Here is a 24,613-nt window from a genome sequence, read left to right as displayed (position 1 = left end):
AGCCTCCTCAGCCGATCATCGTGACGAGGGCGTGGGCCGCATCGCGGACGCCCTCGAGGGAGGCGTAGCCCTGCGGTCCAGGGAGCCACGGGCGCCACAGCCAGACGAGGATGTGGGCGACCACGGCGATCGCCGTGAAGATGAGGAAGCTCGTCAGGAAGATCGCGTGGAACTCCTTGGCTTCCGGTTCCGTCAGCCCGGACAGGCTGCTCGGTCTTTCTTGTGTGACGGGTCCACTCGCCATCGTTCAGACCTCCGTGTGTTGGCCGCGCTCCTGGCGAAGCGCGACGGGTTCAGCCGTGGGACCTCGCGGCGCCCCCGGCTCGACTTCCCCCGCGTCACCGGACGGAAGCATCTCGATCAGGGCATTCAGCCCATGAAGGCGAAGGGAATTGCCTGAACCGCCATGGCGCGGGCCTCGCCGAAGACGGACCGGCGCGTCGGCGCCAGCCCCGCGCGGGCGACCTCGCGGGCGGGCCGGAACCGGTTCAGCGTCGCGGCGGCGAGGAAGAACGGGTAGGTAGCTGCCAGGATCAGGCGGAACTGGATCTCTTCCTGGTGCTGGCGTGCGGTCGGGACCATCGTGCGCATCGTCAGGTCTCCTCTGGGGATTGGGAAAGGCAGGGTCACGCGGGGATCCCCCCGGCGAAGTCGGCCCGAGCGCGCGCCACATGGGCGGGCGCCACGGCGTCGGATTCGGTGTCGCGGGCGGCGCGCTCAGCGGCGTCGCGCAGGCGTTTGGCGGCGGAGATGCGCGCGAGGACCGGCTGCGCCTCGACCAGGGCGTCGAGCGCCTGACGCGCAGCCTCGTCCCAGGGTAGCTCGGCGTGGCGCCGCGCCGGGGTCGCCTCGACCTTGTCCATGTCGCGGGCGAGCGGCAGGATGTGGAAGAGGGTGTCGAACAGGGCGTTGCAAACCTCCTGGACGAGGTAGGTCGCGCCCGCGTAGCCCATGAACGGCGTGCCGGTGTGCCGTCGGATGATCGCGCCGGGGAACGAGGCCGGCACGTAGGTCGCCCGGGCGCCGCATTCGGCGAGGTACATCCGCTCGTTGAACGAGCCGAACAGCACTAGCGGTGGCTTCGCGGCGATGGCCGCCCGCACGGCCGCGTTGTCGGGCTTGAGGCCGGCCGAGCGCCCGAAGGTGAAATGGCAGGGCAGGCCCATCTCGTCTTCGAGGAAGTGGCGCACGCCGCGGGCATAGGTTTCGGTCGCGACGATGCCGAAGCTCGCGGTCCCGAAGAAATCCTGCGTCACCGAGCGCCAGAGATCCCAGACCGGCTTGATCGTGGTGTGGCGCTCCCGCTCGATGAACGGCTCCGGGTCGAGGCCGAGGATTGCGCCGAGCGAGCGCAGAAACTTGGTGGTCGAGAGAATCCCGATCGGCGCCTGCAGATAGGGCCGCTCCAGATCTTCGCAGAGGAGCCGGCCGAATTCCCGGTAGAGGCAGATATTGGCGTTGGCGTTGACGAGCTTCGGCACGTCGGCGAGGTGCGCGCCGAGCGGGAAGGTCAGGTTCACCTCGGCGCCGATCCCTTCCACCAGCCGACGGATCTCGGCGAGGTCGGAGGGCATGTTGAAGGTGCCGTAGGCCGGGCCGATCAGGTTCACCCGCGGCTTCTCGCCGGGCTTCTTCTCAGGCCGGGCCGGGATGCCCTTCTTGGCGAATTTTTTCGCCCCGTATTCCTGCCAGAGCCAGCGCATGGCCCGGTCGGCCGCCTGCCACTGATCCTCGTCGATGGTGCGCGGCAGGAAGCGCTGGAGGCCGGTGCCCTCGGGGGTCACGCCGCCGCCGATCATCTCGGCGATGGAACCGGTCACCACGACGCTGGGCTGCCCCGGATCGAGGGTGGCGTGGGTGCGCTTCATGGCGCCTTCGGTGCCGTGCCGGCCGAGTTCCTCCTCGGCCAAGCCCGTGACGACGATCGGCAATTCGTGTGGCGGCAGAGCGTCGGTGTAGTGCAGCACCGAGGTGACCGGCAGGTTCTCGCAGCCCACGGGGCCGTCGATGACGACCTGCAGGCCCTTGATCGCCGTGAAGACGTAGACCGCGCCCCAGTATCCGCCGGCCCTGTCGTGATCGAAGATGAGCATCAGGCCATCTCCCCGATCGGCTTCTTGGGGCCTTCGATCTTCGGTCCCTGCCGCTTCTGCGGAACTTCCTGCCAGACGCCCGCGGCGTGGCCGGTGCCGACGCCCTCGAAGAAGTCGCGCATCGCGTCGAACCGCGCCTTGTTGCCCAGCGCAGCGTTGATCACCGTGGCGAGCGACCCGGCGCCGGCCGCGCCCATCAGCGGACGCGCCGAGATCAGGTTGGTAAAGTAGAGCGCCGGGGTGCCGCGCTCCTTGGCGCGCTGCACCACCGGCGTCGTGCCGATGGCGAGGTCGGGCTTCAGCGACTCGAAGGCGTAGAGGTCGTCTTCCAGGGAGGCCCGGTATTGCACCTGCGTGCCACGGGCCTCCAGCCAGTCGCGGTCAGCCTCCGACCAGGGCGTACGCGGGCAGGCGGTGCCGACATACGGCACCTCGGCGCCGCTCTCGACGAGGAGGCGTGCCACCAGCAATTCCGAGCCCTCGTAGCCCGAGAGCGTGATCCGGCCCTTGATCGGCATCGCGCCGAGCGCGCCACGGATGCCGGGCAGGATCCGGTTCTTGGCCGCCTCGACGGTGGCGCGGGGCACGCCGCAGGCCTCGCCGATCCGGTCGAGCCAGTCGGCGGTGCCGTCGACGCCCACCGGCGCCGAGCCGACGATCGGACGGCCGGCCGCCTCGAACTCACGGATCGAGGCCGTATAGAACGGGTGGATCGCCGCCACGGCGGCGCAGTCCAGGGCGGCGTAGAGTTCGCGCCACTCGCGGGTCGGCACCACCGGTCCGGCGGCGAGCCCCAGCGGCTCCAGGAGCGCGCCGATCACCACCGGGTCGGCCGGAAAGACCTCGCCGAGAAGCGCCACGCTCGGACGCTCCGAGCGGCCGCCGCGGGGTGCCGCCACCGGGCCCTGCTCGGCCTCTGCGCGGGCGACCTTCAGCATGGCGCCGGCCAGCACATCCTTGGCCTCGGCATGGGTCGGGACGCCGAAGCCAGGCACGTCGATGCCGATCACCCGGACGCCATCGATCTCTTTCGGCAGCAGCCGCAGCGGCACACCGGAGGCGGTCGGGACGCAGAGGTTGATCACGACGACGGCGTCGTAATCTTCCGGCTTCGCGGTGGCGTGGACCGCCTCGCGGATATCCTCGAACAGCTTGCCGGTGACCAAGGTCTCCGAATTAAACGGCACGTAGCCGACGCTGCGCTTGGCGCCGTAGAAATGCGACGTGAAGGTCAGCCCGTAGACGCAGCAGGCCGAGCCCGAGAGGATCGTGGCGGTGCGCCGCATCCGCAGGCCGACGCGCAGCGAGCCGAAGGCCGGACACATGCTCTGCGGCTGGTCGTGCGGCCCCTGCGGATAATCCTCTCGCAGCTGCGCCAGGGTCTCCGACATGCCGGCGGCTTCCGCGGCCGCCACCATCGCGTCCTTGCCGGCGTGGCAGCCCAGACCGTCGCTCTGCGCGGCGGCGAGGTCGACGGTGGCCGGCGCCTTGCGGGCCCGCAGATCGGCGATGTCGAGGGAGACGGCCATGCGCGTCAGACCTCGTCGTAGACGACTTCGAGGGACGGCTTGGTCACGTGGGCCACGCCGCACATGTCCTCGTGAGTTGCCGGGACCAGCACGACGTCGCGGCCGGTGGTCTCGCTTGAGAACAGGCCGAGCAGCCCGTCCTGCGTGAGCGGAGTCGGGCGATGCGGCGCAGCCTCGGCGACGTTGGCGGCAAGTTCAGAGAAGAGGTCGCCCCAGCGTCCGTCCGGCTTGCCGATGATCTCGTAATTCGCGCTCTTGCGGCGGATATCCTCGTCGGCCGGAATCGAGGCCAGGACCGGGACGCCGGCGGCCTCCGCAAAGGCCTGCGCCTCGCCGGTGCCGTCATCCTTGTTGATCACGAGGCCGCCGACGCCGACATTGCCGCCGAGCTTGCGGAAATACTCCACCGCCGAGCAGACGTTGTTGGCGACGTAGAGCGATTGCAGGTCGTTCGAGCCGACGACGATGACCTTCTGGCACATGTCCCGGGCGATCGGCAGGCCGAAGCCGCCGCAGACCACGTCGCCCAGGAAGTCGAGCAGGACGAAGTCAAAACCCCAGTCGTGGAAGCCGAGTTTCTCGAGAAGCTCGAAGCCGTGGATGATCCCGCGGCCGCCGCAGCCGCGCCCGACCTCGGGGCCGCCGAGTTCCATCGCGTAGACGCCGTCGCGCTTGAAGCAGACATCGCCGATCGCGACCGCCTCACCGGCGAGCTTCTTCTTGGTCGAGGTCTCGATGATGGTCGGGCAGGCCTTGCCGCCGAACAGCAGCGAGGTGGTGTCACTCTTCGGGTCGCAGCCGATCAGCAGGACCTTCTTGCCCTGCTGGGCCATCATGTAGCTGAGATTGGCCAGGGTGAACGACTTGCCGATGCCGCCCTTGCCGTAGATCGCGATGATCTGCGTTTCCTTCTTGGCCGGTGCAGTAGATACGGCATCGGGCTCGATCGCGGCCTCGGCGCGGAGCTGGGTCGCTTGGCTAAGGGCGGCCTTGTTGAGCTGAACGTTCACGCGGCGTCCCTCCAGTCGAGGATCATCTTCAGGCAGGCGGGGTCCGAGAAGGCGGTGCGGTAGGCCGCCTCGGCCTCAGCGGCGGGTGCGCGGTGGGTGATCAGCCCGTCGAGCGAGAGGCGACCGACGTCGATCAGGCGCGTCACGGCCGCGAGGTCGTCCGGGCGAAACTCGGCCGAGATCCGGATCCGGGCCTCGCGCATGAAGGCCGGGGGGAAGGCGAAGCTCAGCGGCGCCTCGTAGAAGCCCGCCAGCACGATCTCGCCGCCGGGGGCCAGACGGGCGATCAGCGCGTCGAGCCCGGAGGCGTCGCCGCTGACATCGGTGATCACCGCGTATTCGCGGCGTGGATCGTCCTCCGGGGCGAGGAGCGAGTAGCCATGCTCGCCCGCGAGACGGATTGGATCCCGTTCCCAGACGGTCGGTGCCGCGCCGGCCGCCAGCGTAAGGCGGGCAAGCAGCCGTCCGAGCACGCCGTGGCCGACGATCAGCGGCGTCGCGCCGGGCTGGATCCCGCCGAGCGCCCGGTAGGCGGTCGCCGCGAGTGCGAGGAGGCAGGCAGTCTCGCCCAGCGCGGGGTCCACCGGCAGAAGCTTGGCGGCGGGTGCAACGAGATGGGAGGCGGCTCCGCCGAACAGGCCGCGCACCGCACCGAAGCAGCGCGCGCCGGGCACGTAGACCATCTGGCCGACCCGGACCGCGCGTGCGGCGTCGGCCTCAACGACCGTGCCGACGGATTCGTAGCCCGGCACCAGCGGGTAGCCCATCCCGGGAAAGGGCGGCATGCGGCCCGACCAGAGCAGGCGCTCGGTCCCAGTGCTGATACCGCTCCAGGCGACGGCGACCACCGCGTCTGTCCCGTTGGCAGGCTCCAGCGGCAGCCGCTGGACCGACAGGTGCTCCGGGCGTTCGAGGATGACGGCAAGCGCATCCATGGTTGGAATTTCCGCCCTGCTTCACGCGACTCTCGCACAGGCGATGTCGCTGAGTGTCATCCTAGATAGACAGATTGAAGCGTCAAGTCACACTTACTGTGTGACTCCTGTTTTCTGGGCGATCAGCACACGCACGAGCAACGGGCGGCGCGTCGGCTGTTCCTGGACGGAGGAAAATCCTGCCGCCTGCAGCATGGTGCGGAGTTCCGCGCTCCGGCGCGGCCGGCCGGAGCCCATCGCCAGCAGGTAGAGGCCGAAATAGGCGTCGCCGACCGGCTCGGCCCCCGGCGTCCCGGCCATCGGCTCGGCCAGGATCAGGAGTCCATTGGGGGGAAGCACCGCGTATGCGGCTGCTAGGAGCGCCTGGGCCGGGCGATCGTCGTGATCGTGGACGATCCGTACGAGCGAGATGGCGTCGGCACCCGATGGCAGGCCGGCATGGAAGTCACCGCCGCGACAGGTGACTCGATCGCCGAATCCCAGGCGCGACAGCCGCGCCGTCGCGCGCTCTGCAACGGCGGGCAGATCGAAGAGGGTCAGGTCGAGCTGCGCGTGGCGAGCGGCGACCGCTTCGAGGAACATACCCTCGCCGCCGCCCACATCCATCAGGTGCCGGACGCCCGACAGATCACAGGCATCGAGAACATCCTCGGCGATCATGGCCTGCGAGGCGCCCATCAGGGCGCTGTAGCGGGCATAGGCCTCGGGTTCCGCTGTAGTGCCGGACGCGTAAGGCCAGTAGCCCGAGAGCCGGGTCGGCTGCGCCTGACCCCGAAGGAGGCGCACCGGGTCGACGAGATCGGCGTAGAGTAGCGCGTGGTGCTCCACCATCCCGGCGATCCCGGGATTGCCGATGAGCGCGGCACCGAGATCCGCGAGCCCGTAGCGATCGCCCTTGAGCGCCCGCACCAGTCGCAGCGATTCGGCAGCGCGGAGCAGGCGCCGGGCGTTGTCGGGCGGCAGATCGAGCCGGCGCGCCAGCACGTCCGTGGGCATCGGGCCGTCGGCCAGGATCGCGAAGAGATCGAGCCGGATGCAGGCGGTCAGAACCTGCGCGTAGACGAAACCGGCGCAGAGATCGAACAGGGCGCGCGTGTTGCGGCGCGCGATGCCGCGGGTCAGCGGAAACCCCGCCGCCCAGCGCTGGAATCGTGGGTTCGCCACGAGGCGGTTGCGCCATGCGAGCCACCGCTCGCTCCAGGCGGGCGGGGCCGGCGGACCCATATCGGCATCAGGCAGGGACCCGGCGCTCAGGCCACCACCGCCCGCAGGCTCGCGGGCAGGAACAGCCGCGCCTGCGCCTCGATCTCGGCGGTGAGGGTCGCGGCACCCGGACAATCCGGGATCGCCGCCACGGCCTCGCGGGTGAGCCGCGACAGGCGCTCCAGCGCGCCGCCCGTGCCGAGCAAAGCCGCTGCGTTCGGGCGCCCGAGCGTGGCATCGCGCCCGGCCGGCTTGCCGATCTCCTCCTGGCGGCAGGCCACGTCGCGCAGGTCGTCGGCCACTTGGTAGGCCTCGCCCAGGCACTCGCCGAGCCTGCGCCAGGGCTCCGCCTCGGCGCCTGCCGCCGCGGCGCCCGCCACCGTGGCGGCGGCGAACAGCGCACCCGTCTTGGCCTGCTGGTAGTCGCTGAGGCTGATATGCGCCTCCGATTCCCAGGCCTGCCCCGCCGCGATGCCGGAGGGCGAACCCGCGGCCCGTCCGAGGAGGCCGACGAGCCGGCCGAGCCGCCCCGGATAGGGACCCGCCGCACGGGCCAGCGTTTCGAAGGCGAGCACGATCAAGGCGTCGCCCGTCAGAACCGCGACGGGCTCTCCGAAGGCTACGTGGACCGAGGGCTTCTGTCGGCGCATCGGCGCATCGTCGAAGCATGGGAGATCGTCGTGGACGAGCGAGGCGCAGTGCAGCAGCTCGATGGCCGCCGCTGCGGCCGTGGACCCAGCGGGATCGTCGTCGCCGCAGGCCAGCGCCACGGAGAGGCAGAGGCGCGGGCGGATCCGGTGGCCACCCGGAAACACTGCGTAGCGCAGGGCGTCCGCGAGGAGCGGCGGCGCCCCCGGGGCCTCCGCGTGCGCCACGGCGCGATCCAGCGCCATCTCGATACGCCGACCCGACTCCATCGCGCTGCCTCCCATGTCACTATGGCTTGTCAGCTTCAGGTGTCATTTCTTATTGACACTGCCAGAGCGGGAGATCAATCCCGTTCTGAGGGCTGGAAGCGGGGCGAGCGTGGCGCAGGAACGCGTCGTCGTGATCGGGGCCGGGATCGGGGGCTTGGCCGCTGCGCTCAGGCTCTCGCAGGCGGGGCTCGACGTCACCGTTCTGGAACGCGCCGCGAGGCCGGGCGGCAAGATGCGCAGCGTTCCCGTCGCGGGCCAAGCCGTCGAGGCGGGGCCGACCGTCTTCACTATGCGCTGGGTGTTCGAGGAGCTGTTCGCCGAGTGCGGCGACCGGCTCGAGGACCGGGTGGCGCTCAGCCCCGCGAGTCTCCTCGCCCGGCACGCCTGGAGCCGCGACGAACGCCTGGACCTATTCGCCGATATCGAGGCTTCAGCCTCGGCCATTGCGGCCTTCGCGGGCGCCCGGGAGGCCGAGGGCTATCGGCGCTTCTGCGCCCGGTCGGCAGAGGTCTACCGCACCCTCGAAGGCCCCTTCATCCGCGACGGGCGGACCAATCCGGCCGGCCTCGCAAAGCGGGTGGGAATCTCGGGCCTCGGCGATCTCTGGCGGATCCAGCCCTTTGCCACGCTGTGGGCGGCGCTCGGCACGTTCTTCCGCGATCCGCGGCTGCTGCAGCTGTTCGGCCGCTATGCGACCTATTGCGGCGCCTCGCCCTTTAGCGCGCCGGCGACCCTGATGCTGGTCGCTCACGTGGAGCAGGCGGGCGTCTGGACCGTGGCGGGGGGCCTGAGCGCCCTGGCCCGATCCGTGGCGGATCTTGCCGCGGAGCGGGGGGCCGTGTTCCGCTACGGCGCGCATGTGGAACGGATCGTCGTCGAGGGCGGCCGGGTCGGCGGTGTCGTCCTGGCCGGCGGCGAGCGCATCAATGCGGATATCGTCGTCTGCAACGCCGACTGCGCTGCACTCGGCGCCGGGCTTCTCGGCCCCGACGCGATCCCGGCTGGCGAGCGGCTGGCGCCGGCCGAGCGCTCGCTCTCTGCCGTGACGCTCTGCACGGTCGCGGAGCCCCGGGGCTTCCCCCTGGCGCACCACACGGTGTTCTTCTCGCGGGACTACCGGGCCGAGTTCGACACCATCCTGCGCCGGCGCCGCCTGCCCGATGACCCGACCGTCTACGTCTGCGCGCAGGACCGGACGGAGACCGACAGCGCGCCGGCCGGACCCGAGCGCCTGCTCCTCCTCGTCAATGCCCCGGCGGATGGCCGGGACCACCCGTCCAATCCGCCGGAGATCGAGACATGCGCGAGGAACCTGCTGCGCCGGCTGGAGGCCTGCGGGCTGACCCTGGATATGGCGGCGCCCGTGACGACGACGCCCCAGGATTTCGAGGCCCTGTTCCCGGGGACGGGGGGCGCGCTCTACGGGCGGGCGGCGCAGGGCTGGGCGGCGACGTTCAAGCGGGCCGGCGCGCGGACGGCGGTGCCGGGCCTCTATCTGGCGGGGGGCTCGGTCCATCCGGGGCCGGGCGTGCCGATGGCGGCACAGTCCGGCCGGCTGGCGGCGGCGGCGATTTTGGACGACCGCGCTTCGACGGCCCGGTCGCGCAGGGCGGCTACGCGTGGTGGTACGTCGATGCGGTGAGCGATGACGGCCGGCAGGGCCTGACCATCATCGCGTTCATCGGCAGCGTCTTCTCGCCCTACTATGCCTGGAGCGCGGAGCGGGACCCGTTCGCCCACTGCGCGATGAACGTCGTGCTCTACGGCGCACGCAGCCGCTTCGCCATGACGGAGCGCCGCGCCGACAGCCTGTCGCGCGACGCCGATTACATCGCCATCGGGCCGAGCGCGATGCACTGGGACGGCACGGCGCTGACCATCCGGATCGACGAGCGCGGGTCCCCCCTGCCCCATCGGCTGCGCGGCGTGGTCCGGCTGGAACCGCCGGGTTTCACGGCAGGCCCGTTCCACCTCGACCGCGCCGGGCGCCACCGCTGGTGGCCGATGGCGCCGTCCTCGCGCGTGGAGGTCGCGTTCGATCAGCCGGGCCTGCGCTGGAACGGGAGCGCCTATTTCGACACCAATGACGGCGACGAGGCCCTCGCGGACGCGTTCACCCGCTGGACGTGGTGCCGGGCCGACCTGCCGGACGGCGCCGCGATCCTGTACGACGTGCAGCACCGGGACGGTGGCGGCCAGAACCTGTCGCTGCGCTTCAACCGGGACGGCAGCCGCCGCGAGATCCGCCCGCCCACGGCCGCCGCCCTGCCGGCGACGCGCCTCTGGCGGATGCCCCGCGAGACCAGAAGCGACGACGGCCGCGCCCGCGTCCTCACCACCTACGAGAACACGCCGTTCTATGCCCGCTCGCTCCTCGCCTCGACGCTCTGCGGCGAGCCGGTGCGCGCGATGCACGAGAGCCTGTCGCTCGACCGGTTCCGAAACCCATTGGTTCAGTTGATGCTGCCATTCCGCATGCCGAGGCCGCCGGTTCGACCGGTTGATTCGGCCGCGCACAGGTAACGGCGCGCGCCGCGAAGGTTATCTCGCGGACGAAACCCGTCGCACGGATGCAACGGGATCGCTGCCACCCGCTCGTTGGTGCTGTTTACCGTGCGGCCCCGCTTGTGCGAGAGGGCGTCGGCTGCGATCCTCGCGCCTTCAACTGAGGCGGTCACCGGAATGCGAGAGGACGAGGCGTCATCCGGCCCACGCGTTCTCATCTACAGCCACGACACTTTCGGGCTCGGCCATCTGCGCCGCTCGCGAGCTATCGCCAACGCGATCGTGTCGGGTGACGGCTGGGCCCGGGCAGTGATCGTGTCCGGATCGCCGGTGATCGACCACTTCGCCTTCGCGCCTGGGGTGCGGACGGTCCGGCTGCCGCCGGTCGTGAAATTCCTCGACGGGGGGTATGGCAGTCGCGACGCCGCGGTGCCCCTCGACCGGACGGTGGCGCTGCGGACCGACATCATCGCGCGCACCTGCGCGGCCTTCGCGCCAGACATGATCGTCGTCGACAAGGAGCCGGCTGGCTTCCACGGGGAATTGCTGTCGACCCTCGCCTGGGCGGCTGAGCGGGGGATCCGGCTGGTGCTAGGCCTGCGCGACGTGCTCGACGAGGCGGACCGCCTCGTCCCCGAATGGGAGCGCAAGGGCGCGGTCGAGACGATGGCGCGCTTCTACGACGAGATCTGGGTCTACGGCTTGAGCCGCATCCACGAGCCGCTGGCGGCGCTGCCCATGGATCCCGAGACCGCCGCCCGCATCGCCGAGCGGCTGACTTTCACGGGCTATCTCCGCCGCGATCTGCCCGAGCGCCGGCCCGGGCGCGAGGAGCCCGCCATGGCGAAGGGCCCGTTCATCCTCGTCACTGCGGGTGGCGGCGGGGACGGTGCGGCGCTGATCGATTGGGTCCTCGCCGCCTACGAGGCCGATCCCGGCATCCCGCTGCCCGCGCTGGTCGCCTTCGGGCCGTTCCTCGACGACGCGGCCCGCGCCGGGTTCGACGCACGCATCCGCGCGCTGGCCGGGCGGGTCTCCGCCATCACCTTCGACAGCGAGATCGAGTTCCTGATGAGCAAGGCGGCCGGCGTCGTCGCCATGGGGGGCTACAACACCTTCTGCGAGATCCTGTCCTTTGACCGCCGGGCGATCCTCGTGCCGCGCACCGAGCCGCGCCGGGAACAGGCGATCCGCGCCCTGGCGGCGGAGAGCCTGGGTCTCGTCCGGGTGCTGATGGAGGAAGACGGTCGGGAACCGGAGCGCATGGCGGCGGCCCTGCGGGCGCTGCCGGAGCAGACCGAGCCCTCGCGTGTGCTGGTTCCGGGCCTGCTCGGCGGGCTTGAAGCCGTCGCCCGTCGGGTCCGAGCGCTGGCTGGTTCCGGCCTCGGGGACCAGCGCGTGCGGGCCTGCTCGTGAGCGAGCGACGGATTGCCGTGGTCCTGAAGGGTTATCCGCGGCTGTCCGAGACCTTCATCGCCCAGGAAATCCTGGCCCTGGAGCGGCGCGGGCTGCGGTTGGAGATCTGGTCGCTTCGCCGCCCGACGGACCGGTTCCACCACCCGATGCACAAGGCGATCCGCGCGCCGGTCGCCTACCTTCCCGAGTATCTACACAATGCGCCGCTGCGCGTGATGCGGGGCGCCCTTGCCGCGTTGCGGCGGCCACGCCTGCCCGCGCTTCTGGCGCTGTTCGCCCGCGATTTTGTCCGTGACCCCACGGCCTCGCGCCTGCGCCGGCTGGGCCAAGCTTTGGTGCTAGCTCGCGAGCTGCCCGCCGAGAGCGCGCATATCCATGTGCATTTCCTCCACACGCCCGCCAGCGTGGCCCGCTATGCCGCCCTGCTGACGGGGCGCGGCTGGAGCTTTTCCGCCCACGCCAAGGACATCTGGACGACGCCGGATTGGGAACTGGCCGAGAAATTGCGCGACGCCCGCTGGGGGGTGACCTGCACCCGCGACGGCCAGAGGCGTCTTGATGAACTGGCTCAGGGGCGGACGCTGCTCGCCTATCACGGGCTCGATCTCGGCCGCTTCCCCGAAGCGCCCAGCCGAAACGACCCACGTGACGGCACCGACCCCGCGGCGCCGTTGCGGCTCCTCTGCGTGGGGCGTCTCGTGGCCAAGAAAGGGCATGACGACCTGATCGATGCCCTTGCCGGCCTCCCCACCACCCTCCATTGGCGGCTCGCTCTGATCGGCGGCGGCGAACTGTGCGGCGCCCTGGAAGCGCGGGTCCGCGAGTGCGGTCTCGCGGGGCGGGTCACGTTTCAGGGTGCCCTGGCGCAGCCGGCGGTGATCGCGGCCATGCGCGAGGCCGACCTGTTCGTGCTGCCGACCAAGCCCGGCCCCGGCGGCGACCGCGACGGCTTGCCGAACGTCCTGATGGAGGCTGCGAGCCAAGCCCTGCCAATCCTCGCGACGGCGTTCGGCGGCACGCCGGAATTCATTTCCGATGGCGTTCACGGCGTTCTGGTCCAGCCGGGCGATCCGGCGGCCCTGGCGGCGGCCCTGATCGGTATGGCGGGAGATCCGGACCGGAGACGCCGCCTCGGTGCCGCGGCCCGTGCCCGGCTCGTGAAAGACTTCTCGGAGGAGGCCGCGGTGTCGCTGATTGCCGGTCGGCTGCGGGTTTCGGCCGGACTCGGCGCAGCCGCGATCGGTTCCGCGCCGGAGGTCTCACCGTGCGTGTCCTGATCGCCGTCACGCACCTGCTCGGTGCCGGGCATCTGACCCGCGCCGCGGCCCTGGCCCGGGCCTTCGCGGCGGCCGGCCATGAGGTGATGCTGATCTCCGGCGGCGTGCCGGCCCCCCTGGTGCGGCTCGATTCCGTGCGGCTCGTGCAGTTGCCGCCGGTGCACATCGTCGGCACGGCGTTCGCCACGCTGCTCCGGCCGGACGGGGAGCCGGCGGATGCGGATTGGCTGATGCGGCGCCGCACCGTGATGCTCGACGCATTCGAGGGATTCGCGCCGGATGCCGTGCTGACCGAGCTGTTCCCCTTCGGTCGCCGGGCGCTGGCGGCGGAGTTCATGGCCCTCGTCGAAGCCGCGAACGCCCGGGTGCCGCGCCCGCTGATTCTCGCCTCCGTGCGTGACATTCTGGTCGCTTCGAACCGGCTGGAGCGGATCGCGCAGGCCCATGCCCGAATCGCGACCTTCTACGACGCTGTGCTGGTCCACGGGGACCCATCGCTCGTGCCTCTCGACGCCTCCTGGCCGCTCGATGCGGTCACGACGGGCAAGCTTCGCTATACGGGCTACGTCGACGAGGGGACGCATCCTGGCGCTGCCACGGCGCGGGCTGGTGTGCTGGTCGCCGCCGGATCGGGGCCGGCCGGCCTGCTCCTCCTAGGCGCGGCGGTCGAGGCGGCCCGCCAGCGACCGGACCTGGGCTGGCGGATCCTGGCCGGCCATGGCGTGCCGGAGGCCGCATTCGCCGAGATGGCCCAAGGCCTGCCGGGGAGTGTCCTTGGCCGGACTCGAGCCGACTACCGCACCCTCCTCGCCGGGTCCACAGTCTCGGTGAGTCAGTGCGGCTACAACACCGCCACGGATCTGCTCGCTGGTGGAACGCCCGCCGTGGTGGTTCCTTTCGAGGCCGGCGGCGAAACCGAGCAGAGGCTGCGCGCCGAGCGCCTCGCTGCACGCGGTCTAGCCCGGGTCCTCCCGGAGGCGAATCTGACCGCCGTCACGTTGCTGCAGGCGGTGGACGCGCAGCAGGCAGCGCCGCCCCCCGGATCTCACGGGATCGACCTGGGCGGCGCCCGGCGCTCGGTGGAAATCGTCGAGGCTCTCAAGGCCTGCCGACGCGGAAAGATCCGCCCTCGGAGCCCTCTAAACGCGGTGAGCCCGGGCCGGCGAGCCCTGCTCGGCGCCCTCGATCTGGCCGCAGAGCGCGGCCAGTCCCTGGTCTTCCTGTGGCGTGACGACGACGTCGTGACGGTAACCCCGCAACTCGACCGTCTGATCGGGCTGGCGGAGGCGCACGGCGCGCCGATCTTACTGGCCGCCATCCCGGCGGGCATCGAGCCCGCGCTGGGGCGGCGGCTCGCGACGGCATCGGGGGTCAGCGTCGCGATCCACGGCCTCGCGCACCACAACCACGCTCCCGCCAGCGCAAAGCCCGCGGAGTTCGGCAGCGACCGGGCGTTCGACGCCCTCGTTGCCGACGCCGCTGCTGGCCTGCGGATCGCCCGGGACCGCGTTCCGGCTCGCAATCTGCTTCCGGTCTTCGTCCCACCGTGGAATCGCCTTGCAGCGAATCTTGCCGGTGCGCTTCCGGATCTGGGCTATCGCGGCCTGTCCGCCATTCCCGGGCCGCCGATTCCAGGCTTGCGCCGCCTCGACGCCACGCTCGACCCGATCGATTGGCGCGGTTCCCGCTCGTTGCGCGAACCCGGGGCGCTGCTCAGCGCCCTCGCCGACGACATCGCCCGGGTCCCGGAACGGCCAATCTGTCTGTTGACCCACCATCTGGTCCACGACGCGGCGATCTGGGACTTCGTCGAAGACCTGATCGCCGTTCTCCTCAAACATCCGGCGGTTCAGGTGGTGCATCCGCGTCAGGTCTTCGACGATGCCGCAATGGACACACGCTGTGCGGCGCCCCATCATCGGGACAGAGGGATCGCGAGGACTGGTTGAGCGCACTTCTGTCCATTGAAGATCTCGCGGTATCCTTCCGTACGGACGCGACGCCGTTCGAGGCGCTGCACGGCCTTTCCCTCGACGTGCTCCGGGGGCGCACCCTGGCGCTCGTCGGCGAGTCGGGTTCGGGCAAATCGGTGACCGCCCAGGCAATCCTCCGGCTCCTCCCAACCTCCGCCACCATCACCCGCGGACGGATCCTGTTCCGCGACGGCACCGGGGAGACCGATATTGCGCGGCTCCCCGCCGAGGGCTCAGCGATGCGGGCGATCCGCGGCCAGCGCATCGCGATGATCTTCCAGGAGCCGATGACCTGCCTCTCGCCGCTCCACACGATCGGCGATCAGATCGGCGAGGCGCTGCGTATCCACACCGGCGCCGACCGGCGGGAATCGGATGCCCGCACGCAGGACGCGCTGGCCCGCGTCGGTTTTCCGGATCCGAAGCGCGCCCTGCGGACGTACCCGTTCGAATTGTCGGGCGGCCTGCGCCAGCGTGCGATGATCGCCATGGCGCTGATCCTGAAGCCGGCGCTGCTGGTGGCCGACGAGCCGACCACGGCGCTCGACGTGACCACCCAGGCGCAGATCCTAGCCCTGCTCACCCGGCTCCAGGAGGAGACCGGGATGGCGATCCTGCTCATCACCCACGATCTCGGGGTGGTCGCCAACGTGGCGCATGACGTCGCTGTGCTCTACCGCGGGCGCCTGGTAGAGTCCGGCCCGCGCGAGGCAGTGATGCGCGCGCCCGGCCACGCCTATCTTCGGGCGCTGCTCCACGCGGTTCCCCGGTTCGACATGGCGCCGGGCGAACGCCTGACCCCGATCCGCCCGGCCAGGGCCGAGATCCCACCGGTTCAGGAGCACAAGCCGCTGGCGGGGCCGATCCTTCAGGTCGAGGGGGTGAGCAAGACCTTCACGCTGCGCGCTGGGCGGATCTGGCAGAAGCCGCGGCTGGTCCACGCCGTCTCCGACGTGTCGCTCAGCCTCGCGGCGGGGCAGACGCTGGGGCTCGTCGGCGAGTCGGGCTCGGGCAAGACCACAGTCTCGAAGATGATCATGCGGGCGCTTGAGCCCGATGCGGGCCGAATCCTGTTCGACGATGGCCGCGGCCCGCGCGACGTCCACACCTTGAGCGGCGACGCCCTGTTCGCCTATCGGCGCTCGGTGCAGTTCGTGTTCCAGGATCCCTACGCCTCCCTCGATCCGCGCATGACGGTGCGCCAGATCCTCTGCGAGCCGATGGAGATCCACGGCGTCCCGGCTGCGGAGCGCAAGGAGCGTTGCCGCGCCCTGATGGCCATGGTCGGCCTGGAGGCGAGCGGTCTCGGCCGCTATCCGCACGCCTTCTCGGGTGGCCAGCGGCAGCGCATCGGGATCGCCCGCGCGCTCGCGGTGGAGCCGCGCCTCCTCGTTCTCGACGAGCCCGTCTCTGCCCTGGACGTGTCGGTCCAGGCGCAGATCCTGAACCTGCTCAAAGATCTTCAGGCGGCCTTGGGGCTCTCCTATCTCATCGTGTCTCACAACCTGGCGGTGATCGACTATATGGCGGATACGATCAGCGTGATGTGCCGGGGCCGAATCGTCGAGGAGGCCCCCCGGGCCGCCCTGTTCCGCAGGCCGGTCCACCCCTATACGCGGGCGTTGCTCGCCGCGGTACCTGATCCAAGCCTGGACCACCCGCTCGACTTCGCGGCCGTGGCGTCCGACCTTAACGACCCGACGCGCTGGGAGGCACCCTATCGGCTGGAGCCCGACGAGGCCGGGACGATGCGCGCCATCGAGGCCGGACACCGAGTGCGGTTCGGCGGCGCGACCGAAGCGGTGGCCGCATGAGCCAGATGCGTCCCCCGGTCGTGATGGAACGCCTGCGCCGGAAGGTGCTCGGGCCGCTGTTCGACCGGCTGGGTTACGACCTCGTCCCGGCCGCCCCCGACTGGAGCCACCGGCCGACCTCCCCGCGCGAGGTCCAGACCCTGTTGGCATCTGCCGCCGCGATCCTGGAACGCGACCTTGTGGCGGCCGGGCTGACGCCGGACGGCACTGTCCTCGATCAGGTCCGAACCTTCTGGTCGCTGATCCCGACCGCCCCGGTGCGGCAGCGGCGGGGCGGCAGCGGGTTCAACGGGGCGCTGCAGCTCTACGTGGCAATGCGGGTGCTGAAGCCGCGCTTCGTGATCGAATCTGGCGTGTTCCGCGGCCTGACCACTTGGGTGATTCGACAGGCTTGCCCCGACGCGCGAATCTTCTGCCACGACCCCGACCTGTCGGGGCTGCAGTACCGCGACCGACAGGCTCGCTACAGCGCCGCCGACTGGTCGACAGCGGATTGGTCGATGCTCGATCCGGCAGCCACCTTGGCGTTCTTCGACGATCACGTAGCGCAGGGTCGCCGCGTGGTGGAGGCGCACGCCCGCGGCCTGACCCGCCTGCTGTTCGACGACGACGCGGCCGGCCACCGGATCCACGCCCATGGCGGACCCGCGCACCCGACCATCGCGATGATCACCGGTCCCGAGCGCAGCCCGGAACCGATCCGCTGGACCCGCAACGGGCGCCACTTCGAGCAGCCGGCCGACGACGCGCTGGTGCAGCAGGCAGCGGGTTTGATCGCGCGGTCTCATGCTTTCGATGATCTGCATCGGGCGACAGGGTATTCGCCTGCGCGGCTGACTTCGGTGACGTTGCGGGGCGGGTCATGAACGCTTCGGACCGCCGCGCCTCACTCTCCTCCCCCTTGTGGGGAGGAGGTGGAGGTGGGGGTGGTGCAGAAGGCACCGCAGCGCTCAATCCTGAGCCGCCCCCACCCCTGGCCCCTCCCCACAAGGGGAAGGGGAAACGCGCTTGTTTCTCAAGCCGTTGGCGTCCGTCTGAGATGTGTGAATCCGATCGCGGAGGGGGGAGGGAGAGCGGTGTCTCCCGCCGTGCCCTCCTCGCCGGGCTCGGCGCAACTCTTGTCTGGTCGCGCTCACCGCCGATGGCCCGCGCGGATACGCCACCGCCGGAAGCCCCTGCCCCGCCGACCACGCCTCTCGTGGTCGATCTCGCCGCCCATAACCGCCGGCTCGGCACCGCCGGCGGCACGATCCGGACCCTGATCGCCAAAGCGCGGGACGTCCGCTACCTCTCGGTCTACGGCTACACCCGCCTCGTCGGCTACGATGCCGACCTCAACCTGCGGCCGGACGTGCTGGAGCGCGTCGATGTGGAGGGCGGCCGCTTCACCTTTACGCTCCGCAAGGGCCATCGCTGGTCGGACGGGCATCCGTTCACCACCGAGGATTTCCGCTATTACTGGGAAGATGTCGCCAACGAGAAGGCGCTGAGCCCGGACGGGCCGCCGGCGTTCTTCCGGATCGACGGCAAGCTGCCCCAGGTCGAGGTGCTGGATCCGGTCACGATCCGCTACAGCTGGGACCAGCCGAACCCGCTGTTCCTGCCCGCCCTGGCCGCCCCGCGGGACCCGCTGATCTATCGGCCATCGCATTACCTCAAGCCGGTCCATGCCCGCTACATCGGCAAGGAGGCGGCCGACGCGAAGGCCAAGGCGCTGAAGCTCCGCAGCTGGGCGGCACTCCACAACCGCATGGACGACAATTACGAGCTCAACAACCCGGATTGCCCGACCCTTCAGGGCTGGGTGCCGCGGACCCGCTCGCCGGCCAGCCGGTTCCGGTTCGAGCGCAACCGGAGCTATCACCGGGTCGACACGGCGGGCACGCAGCTGCCTTATGTCGACACGATCGTAATGGACGTGGCCTCGCAGGGTCTGCTGGTCGCCAAGACCAATGCCGGCGAGGCCGACCTGATGTTCCGCGGCCTGTCGATGCCCGACATCCCAAGCCTCAAGGAGGGCGAGGCGACCCATCACTACCGCACCAACCTGTGGCCGGTGGCGCGCGGCTCGGAATTCGCCCTCTATCCGAACCTGACGACTTCGGATCCGGTCTGGCGCCAGCTCAACCGGGATGTGCGCTACCGCCACGCCCTCTCGCTCGCGATCGATCGCCGGACGCTGAACAACACGCTGCTGTTCGGGCTCGGCACCGAGGGCAACGACACGATCGTGTCCGACAGCCCGCTCTTCGAGCCGGAGATGCGGACCCTCAACGCCGGCTACGATCCGGCCGGGGCCTCGAAACTGCTGGACGCCATGGGCCTGACCGACCGCGACGGCTCCGGAACGCGGCTGCTCCCCGGCGGGCGTGCCCTGGAGATCGTCGTCGAGAGCGACGGCGAGGCCGAGATGGTGCTCGACGCGCTGCTGCTCATCACCGAGTTCTGGCGCGAAGTCGGTATCCGCCTGATCACCAAGCCGCAGGAGCGCACCAACCTGCACCGGCGCTCGATCGCCGGCATGACCGTGATGGTCGCGGCCCAGGGGCTCGATCTCGCGGTGCCGACCGCGATCATGCCGCCGACCGAGCTGAGCCCGGCGCAGCCCGAGCACTATTCTTGGCCGCTCTGGAGCATGAACGTCGAGAGTCGCGGCAAGAGCGGGGAACCCTGCGATGTCCCGGAGGTCCAGCGCCTCATCGCGCTCGACCGGCAATGGCGCGACACCGACGATGCAGCCAAGCAGGCGGCGATCTGGCGCGAGATGCTGATGAACCACGCGCGCAACACCTGGGTGATTGGCACGGTGGCGGGAGCGCTCCAGCCCGTGGTCGGCGCCGATCGCCTCGTCAACCTGCCGAAGCGCGCCCTCTACTCTTGGGATCCCACCGCGCTGATCGGCGTGCAGCGCCTCGACGAACTGTTCTGGGACAACAGCGCCGACAAGCGCGTGGAGGCCCGGTGATCGCCGCCATCCTCCGCCGCATCCTCACGATGGCGGCGACGCTGCTGGTGATCTCGGCGTTCGTCTTCATCATCATCAAGTTGCCGCCGGGCGACTACCTGACCAACCAGATCATGGAGCTGCGCGCCACCGGTGATGCGAGCTCGGTGGCGAAGGCCGAGTTGCTCATCAAGCAGTATGGGCTCGACCGGCCGGTCTGGCAGCAATACCTGATGTGGATCGGGGTCATGCCTGGGTCGGTGGGTTTCTCGGGCCTACTTCAGGGTGATTGGGGCTGGTCGTTCGAGTACGACAAGCCGGTGGCGGACGTGGTCGGCGACGCCCTGTGGCTGACCTTGCTGATCAACCTGACCGCGGTGGTGTTCGTCCACCTCGTGGCGATCCCGGCGGCGATCTACTCGGCGACGCACCGGAACACGTTCGGCGACGCGGTGGTGACCCTGCTGGGCTATGTCGGCCTCGCGGTGCCGGGCTTTCTGCTGGCGCTGATCCTGCTGTTCTACGCCAACCGCTGGTTCGGGCTGTCGATCGGCGGCCTCTACGATTCGGCGCTGACCAATCAGCCCTGGACCTGGGACAAGATTCGCTCGCTGCTGGGCCACCTGATCGTCCCGACCCTGGTGATCGGCCTCGGCGGGACGGCGGCAATGATCCGGCGGATGCGCGCCAACCTGCTGGACGAACTTGCCAAGCCCTACACGGTCACCGCCCGCGCCAAGGGCCTGCCGCCCGTGAAGGCGCTGCTGAAATATCCGTTTCGGATGTCGCTGAACCCGTTCGTGGCCGATATCGGCAACCTGCTGCCGCATCTGGTCTCGGGGTCGGTGCTGGTCTCGCTGGTGCTGAGCCTGCCCACTGTGGGGCCGCTGCTACTGGAGGCCCTGCGCAGCCAGGACCAGTTCATGGCGGGATTCATCCTGATGTTCGTCGCGGCCCTGACGCTCGTCGGGATGCTGATCTCCGACCTGACCCTGGTCTGGCTCGACCCGCGCATCCGCATGGGGCTGCGATGACGGACGCGCTCTCCGCAGAAAGCCACTTCGTCGACCCGGCACCCTTCGAGCCCGATTCCGGCCCTGAAGGCCGCGCGGAGAGTGCTTCGGCGTGGCGGCTGATCGTCCGGAAATTCCTGCACCACCGCCTCGCCGTGGCCTCGGCCGTGATCCTGCTCGCGCTCTACGCGATCGTGCCGTTCGTGGAGCTGCTCGCGCCCTACGGGCAGGCGCGCCGGAACGGCGACTTCCTCTATGCGCCGCCCCAGGGCGTTCATCTGTTCCACGACGGCCGCTTCGTCGGGCCGTTCGTCTATCCGTACCGGGCGCATCTCGACCTCGACACGTTCCGTCGGGACTATAAGGTCGACACGGCCGCCCCGCAGCCCCTACGCTTCCTGTGTCGGGGCGACGGCTACGACTGGCTGGGGCTGGTCCATACCGACCTGCACCTCGTCTGCCCGCCGGAGAACGGCACGCTGTTCCTGTTCGGCACCGACAAGCTCGGTCGCGACCTGTTTTCGCGCCTGATCTACGGCGCGCGGATCTCGCTCACCATCGGCCTCGTGGGCGTGGCGATCTCCTTCACGCTCGGTCTCTTCTTCGGCGGCATCGCCGGCTATTTCGGCGGCATCGTCGATGCCGGGGTACAGCGCCTGATCGAAGTCGTGCGCTCCCTGCCCGAGCTGCCGCTCTGGCTCGCCCTGTCGGCCGCCCTGCCGCCGAACTGGAGCCCGCTCCTGATCTTCTTCGGTATTACGGTGATCCTGGGCCTCCTCGACTGGCCGGGCCTTGCGCGGGCAGTGCGCGGCAAGCTCCTGGCCCTGCGCGAGGAGGATTTCGTCCAGGCCGCCGAGCTGATGGGCGCCTCGCCGGCTCGGGTGATCAGTCGGCACCTCATCCCGAATTTCATGAGCCATCTGATCGCCTCGGCGACTCTGTCGATCCCCACCATGATCCTCGGCGAGACCGCCCTCTCCTTCCTGGGACTGGGCCTGAGGCCGCCGGTGACGAGTTGGGGCGTGCTGCTCAACGAGGCGCAGAATCTGGCGGCGGTACAGCTCTATCCGTGGCTGCTGGTGCCGGTGCTGCCGGTGCTCGTCACGGTGCTGGCGTTCAACTTCCTGGGGGATGGGCTTCGGGACGCGGCTGACCCGTATCAATGACGAAGAGGCGGCAGCCTCCTCAACCCGCCAGCGGCAGCGGCGCGATGCGCGTCGGCGCGGCGGCCCCTTTGCGTTCGAGCAGACCCGGCGGCGGCACCGGCGCCTCGATGGTGCAGACGACGCCAAAGGGCTCGTAGCTCAGCGCGACCGCGCCGGCCAGCTCCCGGGCGAGGCTGCGTTCGATCAGCCGCGAGCCGAAACCGGTGCGCGTCGGCTTCTTGACCGGCGGCCCCCCGCGCTCCGACCATCGCAGGTAGAGGCGTGTCTCCGCCTCGCGCCGCACCGTCCAGCTGATATCGACGACGCCCCCCTCCTTCGAAAGGGCTCCGTACTTCACGGCGTTGGTTCCGAGTTCGTGAAGCGCCATGGCGATGGACAAAGCGAGCCGTGGCGCCAGGCGCAGGGGGGGACCCGCCACCCGGAAGCGCGAAGCGCGACCATCGCCCGATTCCAGCGGGCGGATCGCGTCCGCCACCACAGCGGAGAGTTCCGCGCCCTCCCAGCTTTCCCGGGTCAGCACGTCGTGAACCCGCGCCAGGGCGAGGAGGCGCGCCTCGAAGGCGGCCCGGGCAGCGTCGGCCTCAGGGCCCTCGAGGCCGCGCAGGGATTGCGCCGCGATCGACTGCACGGTGGCCAGGGTGTTCTTCACCCGGTGGTTCAACTCATGGATCAGGAGCAGCAGGTGCTCCTCGGCGTTCTTCGCGTCGGTGATGTCGATGTTGCAGCCGGTATAGCCGAGGAAGTTGTGATCATCGTCGAGGCGCGGCACGCCCTCGCAGCGCAGCCAGCGTGCGGCGCCATCCCGGTCGATGACACGGACCTCGATGTTGAACGGTGCGCGGTCCTCGAATGCCTCCGTGAATGCATCGCGAAAGGCATCGAGCTCGTCCGGATGGATGATGCGCTTCCAGCCTTGATGGGCGAGGTCCGCAGCCGGGATCCCGAACATGTGCTCGAAATGCAGGTTTGCGAAGCTTACCTCGCCGGTTTCATCGGTCATCCAGATCAAGGCCGGCGCCGAATCGGCCATGTGGCGGAAACGGGCCTCACTCTCGCTCAAGGCCGTGAGGCCGCGCCGCGTGTCGGCGAGCGCGCGGTCCCGCTCCTCTTCCCGGGTCCGCAGCCGGTGCGAGGCTTCCGACAGGACTGCACCGAGGCGCTGGATCTCGTGGACCGGCGAAGACACCCGCGGGATCGCCTCGCCCCGGGCAAGCGCCGGGCCGGAGGCCGCGAGCAATCGGAGCGGACGCGAGACCCGCGACCACAAATTGACGGCCAGCAGCGAGGATGTGGCGAGCACCAGCAGGCCAAAGCCCGTGAAGGCCCAGACCCAGCGCCGGACACGCGCATCGACGAGGACCTGCGGGATACTGGTCGCAACCATCCAGCCGGTCAGGCGGGAGCGCGCCTCGATCACCACCACCGGCTTGTGCTGACGGTCCTGGCCCTCCCAAACGCCGGGCGTTGCGGATTGGACCTGACGCAGGCTGGCCAAACGCGGTCGGCCGATCACCGATTCAGGGTCGGGCAAGCGGGCCAGCACGATGCCGTTGCGATCGCTGATGCCCGTCGTCCAGCCCGGCACGACCTCGCGGGACAGGATTCCCTGGAGACGCGACAGCGGGACGGTGAAGCTCAAAATGTAGGCGACCTCGCCGTCGATCATCACGGGCACGCCGACCGCATAGGTCGCCTCGGCCGTGGACGGGCCCGGCACGTAGCCACTGACCATGGCGCGCTGGGTGCCGCGCGCCAGTTCCTGATCGAAGGGCAGCGCCATGACCGGCAGCGGTGCCCCCCGCGGCACGCCGGTGTTCACGACCTCCTGACCGTTCGGCCGCCGAAGCAGAACGTCGAGGTCGATCGACTCGCGAACCAGCCGGGCCTGCGCGTCGAAGGCCTCAAATTCGCTCTGGCGGATCCGCGGTGACGTGGCCAATGTCTGCAGCACCGACACGAGACCGGCCGTATCGCGGTCTAGGGACAGGCCGATTCCGCGCACGTTCTCCCGCGCGTCCTGCTCGAACCGGGCCCGCTCCGCCGACGCGTAGCGCATCAGCAAAATGCCGGTGAACAGGAGGCCCGGGCCGATCAGCGCCACAACGAGCGCGATCAGATAGACCTGCGTCGAGAAACCGTTACCGGCAAAGCGGTGAAGCCGCCGCGACAGCCAGGATCGGCGCGCGGGGATCACCGCCGGGACGCCGCCGCCCTCGGCCTGATGATCCGGACTCAAACGGGGCCCGTCCCCGGCCCGCGGTGCCCCGCGGGCTCCTCGCCGTTCCCTCGCCTCATGACCGGTCGATATGGCCGAGATCGCGCTCGGGGTCGAGGTGATCCCGCACCCGCTGCTTCAACGCCTTCACGTCGGGGAAGCCGCCGTCGCGCACCCGCTCCCACAGCAGGACCGGACCGATCTCGATCCGGAACGCGCCGCCTGTAGCCGGAATCAGCGCGACCTCACCGAGATCGTCGCGGAAGGTCGAGAGCAGCTCCTGCGCCATCCAGGCAGATCGCAGCAGCCAGTTGCACTGCGTGCAGTAGGTGATCGCCACGCGTGGCCGCTGCGCTGGGATTGCGCTTTCCGTCGTCACGTCGCTACCGGGATTCACGCCCGCTGGCCCCTCGTGCATGGGGGCACAGCGCACCGGGGCGACGGACTTGTCAACCGTGAGGCGGTCCGTTCACGGCAAAATCAGCCACCGCGGGACAGACTCGCCGTCGACTCCATATCGCCACCGGGGCCTGTGCCGGGCCGCTGAAACGTCACGCAGCGCGCTTGACGCCGGGGCCAGCCACGCCCTAGAAGGCCCCCCAC

The 24,613-nt window shown here is 70.1% G+C and carries 20 protein-coding genes; 10 read left to right on the top strand and 10 right to left on the bottom strand.

Going from position 1 to position 24,613, the window contains the following annotated elements:
- Nucleotides 1-7 precede the first annotated feature (7 nt).
- The 8 genes from pufB to BLQ49_RS11780 form a co-directional block, all read right to left on the bottom strand.
- A complete protein-coding gene (gene pufB, locus BLQ49_RS11815; RefSeq protein WP_091716031.1) occupies nt 8-244 on the bottom strand; it encodes a light-harvesting antenna LH1, beta subunit in 237 nt (78 codons plus the stop codon).
- Nucleotides 245-369: 125 nt separating this feature from the next.
- Nucleotides 370-591, bottom strand: a complete 222-nt coding sequence (locus BLQ49_RS11810) for a hypothetical protein (protein WP_208859043.1) — start codon at nt 589-591, stop codon at nt 370-372.
- 35 nt (nt 592-626) lie between these two features.
- On the bottom strand, nt 627-2,093 hold the full coding sequence (bchZ, locus tag BLQ49_RS11805) for a chlorophyllide a reductase subunit Z (RefSeq protein ID WP_091716030.1): 1,467 nt from the start codon (nt 2,091-2,093) through the stop codon (nt 627-629).
- Complete coding sequence (gene bchY, locus BLQ49_RS11800; RefSeq protein ID WP_091716028.1) at nt 2,093-3,622, bottom strand: chlorophyllide a reductase subunit Y; 1,530 nt, start codon at nt 3,620-3,622, stop codon at nt 2,093-2,095. The genes bchZ and bchY overlap by 1 nt, the downstream gene beginning before the upstream one ends.
- Nucleotides 3,623-3,627: 5 nt before the next feature.
- Complete coding sequence (locus BLQ49_RS11795) at nt 3,628-4,632, bottom strand: chlorophyllide a reductase iron protein subunit X (RefSeq protein ID WP_091716027.1); 1,005 nt, start codon at nt 4,630-4,632, stop codon at nt 3,628-3,630.
- Nucleotides 4,629-5,567 (bottom strand): chlorophyll synthesis pathway protein BchC, encoded by a 939-nt coding sequence (gene bchC / locus BLQ49_RS11790; protein WP_091716025.1) that lies wholly within the window; start codon nt 5,565-5,567, stop codon nt 4,629-4,631. Before bchC ends, BLQ49_RS11795 begins: the two co-directional genes overlap by 4 nt.
- A 93-nt stretch (nt 5,568-5,660) precedes the next feature.
- Nucleotides 5,661-6,791, bottom strand: coding sequence for a methyltransferase (locus tag BLQ49_RS11785; RefSeq protein ID WP_091716023.1), 1,131 nt, complete (start codon nt 6,789-6,791; stop codon nt 5,661-5,663).
- A gap of 26 nt (nt 6,792-6,817) precedes the next feature.
- A complete protein-coding gene (locus tag BLQ49_RS11780; protein WP_091716022.1) occupies nt 6,818-7,687 on the bottom strand; it encodes a polyprenyl synthetase family protein in 870 nt (289 codons plus the stop codon).
- A 109-nt stretch (nt 7,688-7,796) separates the two neighbouring features.
- Between BLQ49_RS11780 and crtD the strand changes: the two genes are divergently transcribed.
- From crtD to BLQ49_RS11730, 10 genes are all read left to right on the top strand, one after another.
- Complete coding sequence (gene crtD / locus BLQ49_RS11775; protein WP_091716020.1) at nt 7,797-9,329, top strand: 1-hydroxycarotenoid 3,4-desaturase CrtD; 1,533 nt, start codon at nt 7,797-7,799, stop codon at nt 9,327-9,329.
- On the top strand, nt 9,326-10,210 hold the full coding sequence (locus tag BLQ49_RS11770) for a carotenoid 1,2-hydratase (RefSeq protein ID WP_091716017.1): 885 nt from the start codon (nt 9,326-9,328) through the stop codon (nt 10,208-10,210). Before crtD ends, BLQ49_RS11770 begins: the two co-directional genes overlap by 4 nt.
- Before the next feature lie 159 nt (nt 10,211-10,369).
- The gene (locus tag BLQ49_RS11765) at nt 10,370-11,608 is read left to right on the top strand and encodes a glycosyltransferase family protein (RefSeq protein ID WP_091716015.1); all 1,239 of its coding nucleotides are present in this window, start codon (nt 10,370-10,372) and stop codon (nt 11,606-11,608) included.
- A complete protein-coding gene (locus BLQ49_RS11760; RefSeq protein WP_091716014.1) occupies nt 11,605-12,885 on the top strand; it encodes a glycosyltransferase in 1,281 nt (426 codons plus the stop codon). Before BLQ49_RS11765 ends, BLQ49_RS11760 begins: the two co-directional genes overlap by 4 nt.
- Nucleotides 12,873-14,834, top strand: coding sequence for a glycosyltransferase (locus BLQ49_RS11755; RefSeq protein WP_091716012.1), 1,962 nt, complete (start codon nt 12,873-12,875; stop codon nt 14,832-14,834). The genes BLQ49_RS11760 and BLQ49_RS11755 overlap by 13 nt, the downstream gene beginning before the upstream one ends.
- Nucleotides 14,831-16,672, top strand: a complete 1,842-nt coding sequence (locus tag BLQ49_RS11750; RefSeq protein ID WP_091716011.1) for an ABC transporter ATP-binding protein — start codon at nt 14,831-14,833, stop codon at nt 16,670-16,672. Before BLQ49_RS11755 ends, BLQ49_RS11750 begins: the two co-directional genes overlap by 4 nt.
- Nucleotides 16,669-17,538, top strand: coding sequence for a hypothetical protein (locus BLQ49_RS11745; protein WP_091716009.1), 870 nt, complete (start codon nt 16,669-16,671; stop codon nt 17,536-17,538). The genes BLQ49_RS11750 and BLQ49_RS11745 overlap by 4 nt, the downstream gene beginning before the upstream one ends.
- 173 nt (nt 17,539-17,711) lie before the next feature.
- Nucleotides 17,712-19,637: an ABC transporter substrate-binding protein gene (locus tag BLQ49_RS11740; protein WP_091716008.1), complete on the top strand. Its 1,926-nt coding sequence runs from the start codon at nt 17,712-17,714 to the stop codon at nt 19,635-19,637.
- A complete protein-coding gene (locus tag BLQ49_RS11735) occupies nt 19,634-20,650 on the top strand; it encodes an ABC transporter permease (protein WP_091716006.1) in 1,017 nt (338 codons plus the stop codon). The genes BLQ49_RS11740 and BLQ49_RS11735 overlap by 4 nt, the downstream gene beginning before the upstream one ends.
- Nucleotides 20,647-21,795: an ABC transporter permease gene (locus BLQ49_RS11730; RefSeq protein ID WP_091716005.1), complete on the top strand. Its 1,149-nt coding sequence runs from the start codon at nt 20,647-20,649 to the stop codon at nt 21,793-21,795. Before BLQ49_RS11735 ends, BLQ49_RS11730 begins: the two co-directional genes overlap by 4 nt.
- 19 nt (nt 21,796-21,814) lie before the next feature.
- Here BLQ49_RS11730 and BLQ49_RS11725 read toward each other — a convergent pair whose 3' ends face one another.
- A complete protein-coding gene (locus BLQ49_RS11725) occupies nt 21,815-24,031 on the bottom strand; it encodes a sensor histidine kinase (RefSeq protein ID WP_091716003.1) in 2,217 nt (738 codons plus the stop codon).
- A 55-nt stretch (nt 24,032-24,086) separates the two neighbouring features.
- Nucleotides 24,087-24,350, bottom strand: a complete 264-nt coding sequence (locus BLQ49_RS11720; RefSeq protein ID WP_244507550.1) for an Rdx family protein — start codon at nt 24,348-24,350, stop codon at nt 24,087-24,089.
- Between the last annotated feature and the right edge of the window lie 263 nt (nt 24,351-24,613).

This window comes from Methylobacterium phyllostachyos (assembly GCF_900103445.1).
GTDB lineage: Bacteria > Pseudomonadota > Alphaproteobacteria > Rhizobiales > Beijerinckiaceae > Methylobacterium > Methylobacterium phyllostachyos.
Note: the sequence above shows the minus strand (reverse complement) of the source record. Positions and strands in the feature narration are given on the sequence as shown.

What these genes read in the sequence shown, in the direction of transcription:
- pufB (WP_091716031.1), bottom strand. Translation starts at nt 244, where the DNA reads ATGGCGAGTGGACCCGTCACACAAGAAAGACCGAGCAGCCTGTCCGGG.
- BLQ49_RS11810 (WP_208859043.1), bottom strand. Translation starts at nt 591, where the DNA reads ATGCGCACGATGGTCCCGACCGCACGCCAGCACCAGGAAGAGATCCAG.
- bchZ (WP_091716030.1), bottom strand. Translation starts at nt 2,093, where the DNA reads ATGCTCATCTTCGATCACGACAGGGCCGGCGGATACTGGGGCGCGGTC.
- bchY (WP_091716028.1), bottom strand. Translation starts at nt 3,622, where the DNA reads ATGGCCGTCTCCCTCGACATCGCCGATCTGCGGGCCCGCAAGGCGCCG.
- bchC (WP_091716025.1), bottom strand. Translation starts at nt 5,567, where the DNA reads ATGGATGCGCTTGCCGTCATCCTCGAACGCCCGGAGCACCTGTCGGTC.
- BLQ49_RS11785 (WP_091716023.1), bottom strand. Translation starts at nt 6,791, where the DNA reads ATGGGTCCGCCGGCCCCGCCCGCCTGGAGCGAGCGGTGGCTCGCATGG.
- BLQ49_RS11780 (WP_091716022.1), bottom strand. Translation starts at nt 7,687, where the DNA reads ATGGAGTCGGGTCGGCGTATCGAGATGGCGCTGGATCGCGCCGTGGCG.
- BLQ49_RS11765 (WP_091716015.1), top strand. Translation starts at nt 10,370, where the DNA reads ATGCGAGAGGACGAGGCGTCATCCGGCCCACGCGTTCTCATCTACAGC.
- BLQ49_RS11745 (WP_091716009.1), top strand. Translation starts at nt 16,669, where the DNA reads ATGAGCCAGATGCGTCCCCCGGTCGTGATGGAACGCCTGCGCCGGAAG.
- BLQ49_RS11740 (WP_091716008.1), top strand. Translation starts at nt 17,712, where the DNA reads ATGTGTGAATCCGATCGCGGAGGGGGGAGGGAGAGCGGTGTCTCCCGC.
- BLQ49_RS11730 (WP_091716005.1), top strand. Translation starts at nt 20,647, where the DNA reads ATGACGGACGCGCTCTCCGCAGAAAGCCACTTCGTCGACCCGGCACCC.